The 13,308-nt window shown below is 47.2% G+C and carries 13 protein-coding genes; 2 read left to right on the top strand and 11 right to left on the bottom strand.

Annotated features, from left to right (window positions below):
- Window positions 1-37: 37 nt before the first annotated feature.
- Window positions 38-247, top strand: coding sequence for a hypothetical protein (locus KNO70_RS04500; RefSeq protein WP_012726699.1), 210 nt, complete (start codon window positions 38-40; stop codon window positions 245-247).
- Between the two features lie 30 nt (window positions 248-277).
- Here KNO70_RS04500 and KNO70_RS04495 read toward each other — a convergent pair whose 3' ends face one another.
- The 8 genes from KNO70_RS04495 to KNO70_RS04460 all read right to left on the bottom strand — a co-directional run bounded on the left by KNO70_RS04495 (window position 278) and on the right by KNO70_RS04460 (window position 8,422).
- Window positions 278-1,150, bottom strand: coding sequence for a DUF1002 domain-containing protein (locus tag KNO70_RS04495; protein ID WP_214730470.1), 873 nt, complete (start codon window positions 1,148-1,150; stop codon window positions 278-280).
- A gap of 103 nt (window positions 1,151-1,253) precedes the next feature.
- On the bottom strand, window positions 1,254-3,197 hold the full coding sequence (gene thrS / locus KNO70_RS04490; RefSeq protein ID WP_012726702.1) for a threonine--tRNA ligase: 1,944 nt from the start codon (window positions 3,195-3,197) through the stop codon (window positions 1,254-1,256).
- Window positions 3,198-3,495: 298 nt separating this feature from the next.
- Complete coding sequence (dnaI, locus tag KNO70_RS04485) at window positions 3,496-4,410, bottom strand: primosomal protein DnaI (RefSeq protein ID WP_012726703.1); 915 nt, start codon at window positions 4,408-4,410, stop codon at window positions 3,496-3,498.
- A gap of 4 nt (window positions 4,411-4,414) precedes the next feature.
- Complete coding sequence (locus KNO70_RS04480; RefSeq protein WP_012726704.1) at window positions 4,415-5,767, bottom strand: DnaD domain protein; 1,353 nt, start codon at window positions 5,765-5,767, stop codon at window positions 4,415-4,417.
- Between the two features lie 40 nt (window positions 5,768-5,807).
- A complete protein-coding gene (gene nrdR / locus KNO70_RS04475; RefSeq protein ID WP_012726705.1) occupies window positions 5,808-6,275 on the bottom strand; it encodes a transcriptional regulator NrdR in 468 nt (155 codons plus the stop codon).
- A 12-nt stretch (window positions 6,276-6,287) separates the two neighbouring features.
- A complete protein-coding gene (locus tag KNO70_RS04470) occupies window positions 6,288-6,659 on the bottom strand; it encodes a hypothetical protein (protein ID WP_214757473.1) in 372 nt (123 codons plus the stop codon).
- 112 nt (window positions 6,660-6,771) lie between these two features.
- Window positions 6,772-7,158, bottom strand: a complete 387-nt coding sequence (gene speD, locus KNO70_RS04465) for an adenosylmethionine decarboxylase (RefSeq protein ID WP_012726707.1) — start codon at window positions 7,156-7,158, stop codon at window positions 6,772-6,774.
- A gap of 232 nt (window positions 7,159-7,390) precedes the next feature.
- The gene (locus KNO70_RS04460; protein WP_078147184.1) at window positions 7,391-8,422 is read right to left on the bottom strand and encodes a glyceraldehyde-3-phosphate dehydrogenase; all 1,032 of its coding nucleotides are present in this window, start codon (window positions 8,420-8,422) and stop codon (window positions 7,391-7,393) included.
- Between the two features lie 157 nt (window positions 8,423-8,579).
- Between KNO70_RS04460 and KNO70_RS04455 the strand changes: the two genes are divergently transcribed.
- Window positions 8,580-9,062 carry a site-2 protease family protein gene (locus KNO70_RS04455; protein ID WP_012726709.1) on the top strand — a complete coding sequence of 161 codons (483 nt, stop codon included), beginning with the start codon at window positions 8,580-8,582 and terminating at the stop codon, window positions 9,060-9,062.
- 13 nt (window positions 9,063-9,075) lie between these two features.
- Here KNO70_RS04455 and coaE read toward each other — a convergent pair whose 3' ends face one another.
- From coaE to polA, 3 genes are read right to left on the bottom strand one after another with little or no spacing between them, the layout of a single operon-like run.
- Entirely contained in the window at window positions 9,076-9,681 is a 606-nt protein-coding gene (gene coaE / locus KNO70_RS04450; protein ID WP_012726710.1) for a dephospho-CoA kinase, read from the bottom strand.
- 13 nt (window positions 9,682-9,694) lie between these two features.
- On the bottom strand, window positions 9,695-10,522 hold the full coding sequence (mutM, locus tag KNO70_RS04445) for a bifunctional DNA-formamidopyrimidine glycosylase/DNA-(apurinic or apyrimidinic site) lyase (RefSeq protein WP_078147185.1): 828 nt from the start codon (window positions 10,520-10,522) through the stop codon (window positions 9,695-9,697).
- 21 nt (window positions 10,523-10,543) lie between these two features.
- On the bottom strand, window positions 10,544-13,138 hold the full coding sequence (gene polA, locus KNO70_RS04440) for a DNA polymerase I (RefSeq protein ID WP_214811310.1): 2,595 nt from the start codon (window positions 13,136-13,138) through the stop codon (window positions 10,544-10,546).
- Window positions 13,139-13,308: the final 170 nt, after the last annotated feature.

Genomic DNA, 13,308 nt, shown 5'->3' with positions numbered 1-13,308 from the left:
TCAAAGGGAATAATGAAATATCAAAGGAGGGATCGACATGAACTGGCGAAAAGATGTATCGCGAGAACATGACTACCATGATCAAGTCCAGCAGATTGTCAGTAAGACGATGCAAGCACATGGGCTAGAAGATGAAAAATTACAGGCGGTATTGACAGACTTACTAGAAGAAATGAATCGCATCACTTTAAAAATCGTCGATGACCATGAGTCGGCTCAAAATTATATCCATAAACGGTGGTACTAAAAAAGGGCAGGCGCCCTTTTTTAATACCACTTAGTTTGTAAGTGACTTGAAGAAGTTCCCGATCGCCTCAAACAATCGGGCGAAGAATCCTTTCACCTCTTCTTGTTCGAGGAATGCCTGCACATCTTGACCCGCATCTTTCAATCCACTGCTGATCGCTGACCAATCTAAATTGGCCTGTTGCATGTTTTCGAATAGTGTCGTCAGTTGATCGAGTTGGCCCTCAGACAACTGGACGTTATTTTGGTTCAATACTTGAATGACGATGTCACGGATCTCAATATTTGTCTCCGGCATCTGATTTGCAATTTCCGCTTTAATCTCGTTCATGAGACCTGCTACATCCTCTTGTCCGACCGTCTTACCGATTTCAGACGTAACCGCCAGCTCTTCTTGTGCCAATTCTTTTCGCTCCTCCGACAGTTCAATCCCAGTCTCGGCCGCGGTCTGATCATATGCCTTCATAATTCCCGTCAGAGCCGAGGTGCCCGTCACGTTAATCGGTGAAGTGATATAGATGTCCGCATCCGTCACACCTGCCGTGACGAGGGCGTTCGCATACATATCTTTCGTGACCCATGTCACGTTTTCCGTTTGAATATCAAGACCTGTCCCGTTCGTCAATTTGATTCGGGCAGACGAGTACATGCCGCCTCCACGTTGTGCTTGCGGAACCGAGTCTCCTAAATATTTTTCTTCATCTGCGGCAGTCGTGATAATGGGTTCGATTCCTTCTGGGGCATCCATACGTTCGAGTACCCATTTTTGTTGCTCTGAAGATAACGATTCCCCGAGCGTCACAATCGTATCGTTGACGATGGCCTCCGCTCCGACTTTTGGAAGCGCTCCTGTGAACGCAACCGCTCCAATGGTAAGTGCCAATACTGGCTTCATATAATTCATTAAGTATCACTCCTTATGTTTACGATACGTGTAGATGAACAAATACACATCCGTCTATAGACCGAAAAAAACCACCTTTCTGGTTGGAAAGGTGGTCCCTCACTTAACGTGAACGGTTCGCAATCTCATCTGTGAGCGATGCGATGAATTCATCAAGTGAAGCAGAAACTTGCTCCTGCTGACCGTAGCGGCGAATATTGACCGCACGCTCATCCCGCTCTTTATCCCCAAGAACGAGCGTCATCGGAATCTTCTTCATTTGTGCTTCACGAATCTTATAACCTAGTTTCTCGTCACGGAGATCCGTTTCGACACGGACGCCACGTTTGACGAGTTCTGCTTTCACTTCCGCGACGTATTCGTCGTGTACGTGTGAAACCGGGATCAACTTGACTTGGACCGGTGCGAGCCATGTCGGGAACGCGCCTTTATACTCTTCAATCAAGTAGGCGACAAACCGTTCCATCGTTGAGACGACACCACGGTGCAACACGATTGGACGGTGGTCCTTACCGTCTGGCCCAGTGTATGTCAAATCGAAACGCTCCGGAAGCAAGAAGTCGAGTTGGACAGTCGAGAGCGTCTCTTCTTTCCCGAGCGCCGTCCGTACTTGCACGTCGAGTTTCGGTCCGTAGAATGCCGCTTCCCCTTCCGCCTCAAAGTATGGAAGCTCGAGCTCATCCATCGTTTCCTTCAACTGACTTTGTGCCATTTCCCAAATCGCATCGTTATCGAAGTACTTCTCTTTATCAGCAGGATCGCGATACGAGAGACGGAAACGATAATCTTTGATGCCGAAGTCAGCGTATACTTCTTGAATCAAATGAACGATGTCTTTGAATTCTTGTTTCATCTGTTCCGGTGTAACGAACGTATGTCCATCATTCAAGACCATGTAGCGAACACGTTGAAGACCTGTGAGCGCCCCTGACATCTCATAACGGTGCATTCCACCAAGCTCAGCGATTCGAAGTGGAAGTTCACGGTACGAACGTGGCTCATGTTTGTAGATTGTCATATGGTGCGGGCAGTTCATCGGACGAAGGACGAGTTCTTCGTTGTCCATCTCCATTTTCGGGAACATGTCGTCTTGGTAGTGATCCCAGTGTCCAGATGTCTTGTACAAGTCGACCGAACCGAGAACCGGTGTGTAGACATGTTGATATCCGAGTTCGAGCTCTTTATCAACGATGTAGCGCTCGACCGTACGACGAATCGAAGCCCCTTTTGGAAGCCACATCGGAAGCCCCTGACCGACTTCTTGTGAGACGAAGAAGAGGTCGAGTTCTTTCCCGAGTTTACGATGATCGCGTTCTTTCGCCTCTTCAAGAAGACGCAAGTGTTCAGCGAGTTGTTCTTTCGTCGCCCACGCTGTTCCATAAATACGCTGTAACATCTTATTGTCTGAGTCCCCACGCCAGTAGGCACCAGCCACGCTCATCAATTTGAAGATTTTCAACTTCGATGTTGACGGGACGTGTGGTCCACGGCAAAGATCAAAGAACTCACCTTGATGGTAGATTGTCAGTGTTTGATCAGCAGGAATATCCTCGATCAACTCGATCTTGAGCGGGTCTCCCAACTCTTTATAGCGAGCGAGCGCCTCGTCACGAGAAACGACTTCGCGTGTGATTTCCAAGTTCTCATCGACGATGCGTTTCATCATCTTTTCGATTTCAGGAAGGTCTTCCTCATTGATGCGACGATCCATCTCGATATCGTAATAGAATCCGTTCTCAATCGTCGGCCCAATTCCGAGATAGATGTTATTGTCTTCTCCGTATAACCGTTTGATTGCTTGAGCCATCAAGTGAGCCGACGAGTGACGCATCAAATCAAGACCGTCTTCCGAGTCCGGCATCACGAGCTCGATTTTGCCGTCATGTTCGATTGGACGACGGTAGTCGATGAGTTCTCCGTCTAGTTTTGCTGCGATTGCTTTTTTACGGAGTCCCGGACTAATCGAGCCCGCGACGTCTTCTGCTGTGACGCCGGCTTCGAACTCTTTTACCGCGCCATCTGGAAATGTTAATTGAATCATGTACATTTGTCCCCTCTCAAAAATGAATATAAAAAAAGCCCATCCCTCAAAAAGGGACGAGCTTTGATTCTCGTGGTACCACCCTCGTTCCCAAGCAATCTGCTTGGCTCGAACACACGATAACGAGTGTGAATCGCCGCACGATTGACCCGTACGGTGCTCCGAGGGAGTAAATGCATCGTCGTCGTTAGGAAGCTTCCACCGCCCTTCCCTCGCTAAAACTCGTCTCGATGATCCATATCCTCTTCTATGCATCCTTTATATGATTCTTAGTATAGTCAACTCACCAGAGAAAAACAATCCTTTACCGACGCCGATTTTCACCCTTTAATTCAATTTGGGTCGTCGTCGTAGAAATACGTTGCATGAGTCGCTGTGCTTTCATTTTGTTTTGCGGCGAACCATCGATTGAAAAGTGCGTCTCGAGCTCTTCCCCGCTAAAGTTTGAACTGTAGAGCGTCGGTAAGCGATGCATCATCCGATACTGAAGAATGATGCCGAACAATTCATCTCGTACCCACGGACTGATGGCTTCAGCTCCGATGTCATCAATCAATAAGACTGGCACATGTTGAAACGACGTCAAGAAAGAATCGAACGACTCGGTACGGATTTTACGTTTCGCCTCCGACACAAAGCCCGGGGCGTGAACTAAAATCGTCTCGATGTCCGCCACCTTCAACTCATTGGCGATTGCGGCGAGTAAATACGTCTTCCCGACGCCAAAACTACCGTGGAGATAGAGACCGTTCACTTTTTGACGCGCCTTCATCCCTGTCACGAATCGCATCGCTTCACGCAATGCGATTTTACGCGCGTCGTCGGCCCAATCAAATGACTCAAAGCTCGCCTCACGGACTTCTTCCGGTAAGAACAAACTCTTAAACTTACGGTCCATCTCTTTTTGGCGTCTCGCCTGACGATGAGCGACCGTCTCTTCATAGCGAATGGCAATCTGTCCTAGATCGACATAGAGCACCGGTTGATGACCCGGGATGACGGCCTGATCTTCTATGAACGTTTTTCCATCCATCTGTTCCGCGTACTCACTCAGTTTGGTAAACCCGATTTCAATCGCCTTCTCCTCTAACTCTGGATGAGCGTTCAAAAATGCGATGACACCCGGGTGATTCAGTGTACGTCTGCGAATCGACTCGTACGCCTCACGAACTTCTTTTCGGTTCATCAACTGAGACAGCGACTGATTGATTCGTTCCATCCCCTCACCCCTTCTCTTTCAATTCATTTAATAGTTTCACGAGTTCCGCGTCATCCGGAACGGACGACTCAAGTTCCTTTTTCCTCGCTTGGTCGTATGAGCGCTGTTGTTTCGCCTCATCCTCGAGCCACTTCGGCATATCCCCTTGCTGGGGTTTCCGTCGTGACCCGACCGTGGTGCGTTGCACGCTCTCGCGTTTTTGTTGTTTCTTCTCGATGAGCGCATCTTGAGATTCTTCACGCTCTAGCGCTTCTTTTGCGTTCGTATAGCCTGCTGTTTTCCAACTTGTCGCAATGCGCAAGACATAGTTCTCGCTCAGCCGCGTCTGCTTCTTCACTTCGATACAGTAATAGAAGAGCGCATTGATGACCCCTGGCGCGAGACCGAGTGTGTCGACGAGTTCAATGACTAACTGTTCATCACTCTTTGAAAGTTGCGGGGTCTTCCGAAGCGTCGAGACATATTGATGCGGATGTGCGGACTCCATCACCTCAGGGTCATGCAAGTCTCCTAGTTTCGTCTGTTCAAGTTCGACGGTCTTCTCTTTCCGATGGCGCGTCTGTTTCTTTTTCAATTGTAAGACCATTTGACGACACCCGTCCCGCTTCTCTTGCTCACTGAGTGGCAGATACGCCTCATGGACGAAATACTCTTTTAACATCTCAGCCATCGTCTCTTCATCGAGTTGAGACACGTAGGCCAGTTTTGTGATCGTTTCGTCTAATTTTTTCGTGAAAAATCCAACTGGAAAATTCGTCAGTTTTTTCACAATTTCCATATCGAACGAATAGTTGATTTCAATCTTTGCCCGGTCCGGCTTTTCATAATTTTTTTGTGTGAACGCACGATGGTTTACTCCTTTGACATCAAACACTTCATTGAAGTCCTTTGTCACCTCGACGATGCCTGCCGGCAACGGATCAATCGTAAAACGCCCTTGCAGTTGTTTGAATCGTACTTCCCCGACTTTATAGAAGAGGAAACTCGACAGTAACCCATCATTCAAAAACGTGTGCGGTGCAAGCGGGACGCGTAACTGATAGACGTATTGTGTCAATCGAGCGTCTTTTGTTTTATAGGTGCGCACTAACCCGATCGCTTCTAAACGGAACAGACTGTCCATTAACTCATTGATAGAGAACTCCAACATCTCACATAATGCACTATGTGACATATAGTTGGATTTCATTTTGCCCGGCTTCAGTTCGCTCCATAACGTTTGATAGAGTGCGAGCGCCTTCACTCCGATGACAGGTTGATATAAGTGGTAAAGGGACTGGTACGATTCACGGTCGACAAGACCGGTACTCATGATTAACAATTCGTCCGTCCCAAAGATTGTACGTTCTTTCTCCATGGCTCTCTCCCTTGAAAAAGGGCGACCAGCAGGCCGCCCTTTAGTTGGTCGAATTTTCTTGCTTCATTAAATCTTCAAGTTCTTTAAAGAACACCGTGATGTCTTTGAATTGACGATAAACCGATGCGAACCGAACATATGCGACTTCATCGACTCGTGCAAGTTCATTCATCACAAGCTCGCCTACTTGTTCACTTGGAATTTCTGACTGGGCGAGGGCACGGAGTTGCTGTTCGACTTTCGTCACAACCCCTTCGAGCTGTTCAAGTGTGACCGGTCGTTTCTCGCACGCCCGAATAATGCCGCGAAGTACTTTCTCACGACTGAACTCTTCACGATTTCCATCTTTTTTGACAATGATGAGCGGTGTCTGTTCGACCGTCTCAAACGTTGTAAACCGATACCCACATTTTTCACATTCACGACGACGTCGAATCGAATAATGGTCTTGCACCGGACGGGAATCGAGCACTCTCGTTCCATTATGATCACATTTCGGACAACGCATGCTCAAACCTCCTTATCGTTCGACTGTTTTATTTCCAATAGCACGTAGCGGGAATTGTTGCGTGAGTGCCTCGTAGTAGTGCGATACAATTTGCGAGAGGTCTGCACCGAGTCGCTGCTCACGGTTTAATGTGAAATCGACTGCCGTCCGACCGCCATCCACTTGAACAATCGTGATGAGCCCGTCCCAACCTTCCCCTACAAATGAAAGTTCCCCTCGATTTGCATCGATTCGACGAACCGTCTGTCCGTTCTCTTGAATCTTTCCTTCTAACCATTGCAACATCGCATGTGACGATGCCGCATAGTAACGTGTTTGGAGCATTTCATTTTTATGTGTATCTTTCGTTTCAATATGTGTTTGTAACTTATCTAACAGTCCCATAATCCACCTCAACGCCTGAGTTATATACGTTAAGCATATCAAAATTAAGGCGACAACAAAACAATTAAAAGGGCTGACCATTAAACGGCCAGCCTCAAAAGGTCAATCTGATTTATTTGCTGATTGCCACTTGCGCTTCCGGAACACGAATCGGTCCCATTCCACGCTCAAGTTTCACATCTTCACGTACTTTTGCATCCAATCCTTCAGCAATATACTGCGATGCTGTAGCCGGATCGATTCGATCTCCACATGTAAACACGTCAACTGACGCATAGCCATGTTCTGGGAAACTGTGAATCGTTAAGTGTGATTCTGAAATGATGACGACTCCACTTACACCGTGTGGCGCAAACTTGTGGAATGCAACTTCGCGGACTTCAGCGCCCGAACGAAGAGCAGCATCGACGAACAAACGCTCGATGTAGTCGATATCATTCAATTTGTCGGGATTGCACTCCCAAAGTTCTGTAATAATGTGACGTCCCATAGTATCCATATTAGTGGATCCCCCTTTACATCAATGGTCTCAAAGTAGTTGATGATCACTCACTTTGTGCCTGAATCGCCCACAACCACGGGGGCAAGTTAGTCCTAAGAGGTCCTAACCCTTTAAGTTGCGTTTGTCAGACCAATTGAAGTTCACGAAATTGAGTGTAACGTGTTTGGGACGTCCTTACAAGACATTTGATAAAAAAATTCAAAAAATATTTTCCTGAACGTAATATTTTTTAGGCGTGTGTTTCTTGCTGACCGATTTGAAGATAGCTGGCCACCATGTCCAACAAGTCCACGACACGGCATGAATAGCCCCATTCATTGTCATACCATGCGAGTACTTTGACATGATTTCCGCCGAGCACCATCGTCGAATCCATGTCGATAATCGACGAGCGATCGTCCCCGTTAAAATCAATAGAGACGAGCGGTTCGTGAGAAACGCCTAAAATACCTGTCATTTCTCCAAACGCTGCCCGTTCAAACGCTTCATTGACTTCATCGACCGTGACATCTCGGTGGAGTTCGACGACCAAATCGACAAGTGATACGTTCGGAGTCGGCACACGGAGTGCCATTCCGTTCAACTTTCCTTGTAGTTCCGGCATCACAAGACCAATCGCCTTAGCCGCTCCCGTCGATGTCGGGATGATGGAACTGCCACACGCGCGCGCGCGACGCAAATCTTTATGCGGGTTATCAATATTGTTCTGATCGTTCGTATAGGCGTGAACGGTCGTAATCAGTCCCGTTTCAATACCGAACGTCGAATGTAAGACCTTCACGACAGGTCCGAGACAGTTCGTCGTACACGATGCGTTTGAGATGATATGATCTTCCTCCGGGCGATAGTCACGATCATTGACCCCCATCACGATCGTTCGTAAATCCCCTTTACCCGGTGCGGTCAAAATCACTTTTTTCGCCCCTGCCTCGAGATGAAGTCGTGCCCCGCTATCAGAGTTAAACTTCCCGGTCGCTTCGACGACGATGTCGATTTTAAGGTCTGACCAAGGCAAGCGTGATGGATCACGTTCCGAAATGAGTTCAATCCGTTTCCCATCGACTTCGAGCGCATCCCCATGCGCACGTACTGTCAATCCGAATGGACCATGAATCGAGTCGTGTTTAATGAGATGCGCAAGTGTTTCCGCCGGATAACTTGCGTTAATCGCCACCACTTCATGACGTCCCTCGAGCATCAATTTTCGAAATACCATTCTTCCGATTCGACCAAATCCGTTAATTGCCACTTTTGTCCCCATGATAGATCCCCCTTTTTCTACATTACGGTTTCATTATAACGGATAGCTGTAAGCGTTTTCACTATGATTCGTCACATTTTTTCCGTTTTTCTTTGTTTATTTTTTGAAAATGAGGGAAATTTCTTGGCGTAACAGACAAGAGAAAGGAGGCGTCATGATGTTTGATTGGGGAGATATCGATAAATTCTTTATTTCGTTCTTTATCATTTTACCGATTGTGACGTTAATTCATGAGCTTGGACACTTCTTCTTCGCAAAGTTGTTCGGCGGCTCACTCGATATGCAAATCGGTACCGGGAAGAAACTATTTAAAGTAGGTCGTTTACAAGTAAATCGTGTTTATTTTTACGATGCATGGTGCCAGTTCACTGATTTAAGATGGAGCAACAAGGTCACCCGTACGCTAGTCTATGGCGGTGGAGCCATTTTCAATTTAGCGAGCATCTTAATCGTCAACGCGTTCATTCTTCGACGAGATATTGAACCGACACTCTATACGTATCAGTTCGCCTATTTCTCATTCTACTATATCTTCTTCTCACTCTATCCCATCTATTATTCGAACGGTCATCCTAGTGATGGACGTGCGATTTATGATACATGGAAAAAAGGGTCTCCAGAATCCGATCCATTAAACTAAAAAGAAGGCGATATCAGTCGCCTTCTTTTTGTATCGTTTGAAACTGTTCGACCAGACGATTGATTTGTGGAGGGAGGTCCCCTAATGCCCCATTATTGTTTATGAGGAAATCCGCCTGGTGCTTTTTATCTTCAATTGGAATCTGTGAACGAATACGGGCTAACGCCTCTTCTTTCGTCAATCCATTCCGTTCCATGAGACGCATCAGTTGAATCTCTTCACGGCAATAGACGACGACGGAATAATCAACCAGATCGAGCATCGTCCCTTCAAACAATAAGGGAATATCAAAAATGACGACAGGTTCCCCCGATGCCTCATACGTTCGCATTTGCTCGTTCATTTCTTCTCGAATCGCTGGATGCATCAATTGATTCAATTGCTGACGTTTTGCTTCATCATGGAAGATTTCCCGACCGAGCGCAGGACGGTTCAGCACGTCGCCCACAAAACATTTTGGAAATGCGGCCCTTACCCCCTCAATCGCCTTTCCTCCTGGTTCAACGACCGTCCTTGCAATCAAATCGGCATCGATAATCGGAATGCCTCGTTCTCGAAACAGTCGCGATACCGTAGACTTCCCGGTTGCAATTCCACCAGTCAATCCAATCTTCAACATACACGTCCACCCCTTAACGTTGTTGACAGTGCGGACAGTAATGCGTACCTCGCCCGCCCAATTTCATCTTTTCAATTTCATGTCCGCATCGGCGGCACGGTTCTCCGGTCTGTCCATACACGTAGAGCCTCTCTTGAAACGTTCCTGTGGCCCCATCTGGATTGGCATAACTGCGAATCGTACTACCTCCACGCTCAATGGCCTCAGTCAATACAGCAATGGCTTCAGTCCGCACACGGTCGACTTCTTCGTGTGACAAACTTGCGGCCGGTCGTGTCGGATGGACACCCGCACGAAACAACGTCTCATCTACATAGATGTTACCTAATCCAACAAAGATGGATTGATCGAGGAGGGCGGTCTTAATCGCGCGTGTCTTCATGCGCTCTAAACGTCGGTGTAACACCTCGGTTGTCACACGCTCGTCAAACGGCTCGTACGCAAGTAATGAGAGCGGTGGTGTGGTATGAATCGTTTCATTCGTCCGCAACTCCATCGTACCGAATTTACGGACATCATTATAGTGTAGAGTCGATTGGTCCGTGAACGTAATCACGATATGTGTATGTTTTACCGGTTCTGTAATGGAGTCATAAGGGAAAAACTTCCCTTCCATCCGAAGATGGGAGACGAGATACCCGTTCGTCAATTTGAATAAGATGAATTTCCCCCGACGTTCCACATCCGTTATCGTTTCTCCTATCAAATGGTGAACCCATTCTTCGGGGTCGAGTCCGCGGATAATTTTAGGGTCAAGGACATCGACAGACTGAATCGTTTTTCCTGAAACGGCAGGTCGCAACCTACGACAGACCGTTTCGACTTCTGGTAATTCTGGCATACTGATTTCCTTTCTATCCGTTTATTTCGTGTCAAACCATGTCGTTCCAACCGCTCCGTCCGCACGTAACGGGACATCAAGTGTGACCGTATGTTCCATCGCTTCGGTCACAAGTTTTTCTAATGCTTCCATCTCTTCGGCCGGACCTTCGAATATCAATTCATCGTGTACTTGTAACAACAGCTTAGATTGAAGTTTTGACGTGTTTAACGCATGATCGACATCAATCATCGCTTTTTTAATGATGTCCGCTGCCGTTCCTTGAATCGGTGTGTTGATTGCGGTACGTTCAGCAAACCCACGCAAGTTGAAATTACGAGAATGGATGTCCGGGATGTTCCGGCGTCGTTTCAACATCGTCTCGACGAACCCGTGTTCACGTGCCCGTTCAATCGCGGCATCCATGAACGTCTTCACCCCAGGGAACTGTTCAAAGTACGTATCGATAAAGGTCTGCGCTTCTTTCCGTGTAATCCCTAGGTTTTGTGAGAGTCCATAATCACTGATGCCATAGATGATTCCGAAGTTGACGGCTTTTGCTTGACGACGCATGAGTGACGTAACTTCTTCAGTGGAAACTTTAAACACGTTCGCCGCCGTCGACGTATGAATATCCTCATCGTGAAGGAAGGCTGCCATCATCTTCTCATCTTGTGACATATGTGCCATGATGCGCAGTTCGATTTGAGAGTAATCGACCGCATAAAGTACCCATCCCGGTTCACTCGCGGTAAACGCTTTACGGATGCGACGCCCTTCTTCTAATCGAATCGGAATATTTTGAAGGTTCGGGTTAACCGACGAAAGCCGTCCCGTTTGAGTAAGCGTCTGTGTATAACGCGTATGAATCTTGCCATCATCCTTCACGACTTTCTGCAAGCCTTCGACATACGTGGACTGAAGCTTGCCAAGTTCACGATAATGCATGATTTTCTCGATGATCGGATGAAGCGGCGCCAATTTCTCGAGGACATCCGCTGCTGTCGAGTACCCTGTTTTTGTCTTTTTCACAGGAGGGAGTGACAGTTTTTCAAACAGGACGACCCCTAACTGTTTCGGTGAGTTGATGTTGAACGGTTCGCCGGCTAATTCATGAATCGTGACCTCGAGTGCGTTTAGACGTTCACGTAAGTCCGTTTCCATATGTTGAAGGGTTTCGACATTTACGTGGATACCGGCCCACTCCATCTCGGCTAATACGGAGACGAGTGGTTTTTCAAGCGCTTCGTAGAGTTCTGTCTGTTCATTCTCTTTCAACTCCGAAACCACACGTTCAAACAAGGTGTAGATGGCGTACGCCTTTTCTGCGAGATGTGCATGAAAGACGTTCTCTTCTGGGACCTTGATTTTTGCACCTTTTCCGTAGACCGTTTCATCTTCCTCAAGAGGATACGTAAAGTGTGCGGCAATCGAACTGAGAGATGTCCCGCCAGATAGGTTGAGCAAATACCCTGCGACTAGCAAGTCTTCATACCCACGCAGTGCCAGTTGATGACGTTTCAATTGAATGATTGTCTGTTTCGCATCGAGACAAATCGTCGTCTTCGTCTCGTCTTCAATCCATTCCTTGACCCGTTCGTCCTCAAGAAGCGTCACATCTCCAATCGTGACACCTCGCTCCGACGCGATCGCCACTCCAATCACGTCTTCTTCAAAATAATCATCATGCAGTTGTTCAAGCATCAACACAGCACGTGACAAATCTTGATCGACCAACGCGATTGTTGGTCGCTCCGCTTTTTCAACCGGTTCTTCTGAAGAGGTATCCGTCAGTTTGCCGATGAGTGACTTGAACTGTAAATCCATAAATAACGTTTTGACGACCGAAGCGTCATATGGCTTAAAGAGAAGATCATCCATCGTCACATCAATCGGTACATCCGTGTAAATGGTCGCCAACTGTTTCGACATTTTCGCTTCTTGTTCATTCGCCTCTACTTTTTCCTTTTGCTTCCCTTTCAACTCATCCGTATGTTCGTAAAGGGCCTCGACGGTACCGTATGTGGCAATCAACTTCAGTGCCGTCTTTTCCCCGACCCCTGGAATACCAGGAATGTTGTCAGATTTATCTCCCATTAATCCTTTTAGGTCAATCATCTGAATCGGTTGTAGTCCGTCGTAGCGTTCCTTGAACGCGGTCACGGTCATTTTCTCGACGTCGGTGATGCCTCGTTTCGTCAAATAGACCGTCACACGTTCATTGATCAATTGAAGTAAATCCTTATCCCCCGTCACAACCGTCACCTGATCAAAAGTCGGGTCTTTTGAGAGCGTCCCGATGATATCATCCGCCTCGTATTGGTCAAGCTCTAAGACAGAGATGCCAAACGCCCGACAAACGTCACGCACGAGCGGAAATTGTTCACGCAATTCTCCCGGTGTCTTTTGACGTCCACCTTTGTATTCCGCGAACGTATCGTGACGGAACGTTTTCTTTGACGCATCGAACGCCACAGCAAAATGAGTCGGTTGCTCATCTTCCATTAGTTTCAATAACATCATCGTAAACCCATACACTGCATTCGTATTCCGACCTGACGCATCCGACATCGGAGGCAGTGCAAAAAACGCACGATATGTTAAGGAGTTCCCATCAAGGACTAGTAGTTTATTCATTCAATCGACCTCCATTCTTCTCTTCAACCATCATACCATACGGGTACATGCGTTCGAAAAAAAAGACCCTTTTCTACGAATAGAAAAGGGCCAAATTCTCGATCGTGTGGAGATGAGCACCGATCGAGTCACGAGATGATGAAGAGGTCTCATTCATAGAATAGCAAGGT

Source organism: Exiguobacterium sp. s181 (assembly GCF_018617125.1).
GTDB classification, from domain to species: Bacteria; Bacillota; Bacilli; order Exiguobacteriales; family Exiguobacteriaceae; genus Exiguobacterium; species Exiguobacterium profundum.
Note: the sequence above shows the minus strand (reverse complement) of the source record. Positions and strands in the feature narration are given on the sequence as shown.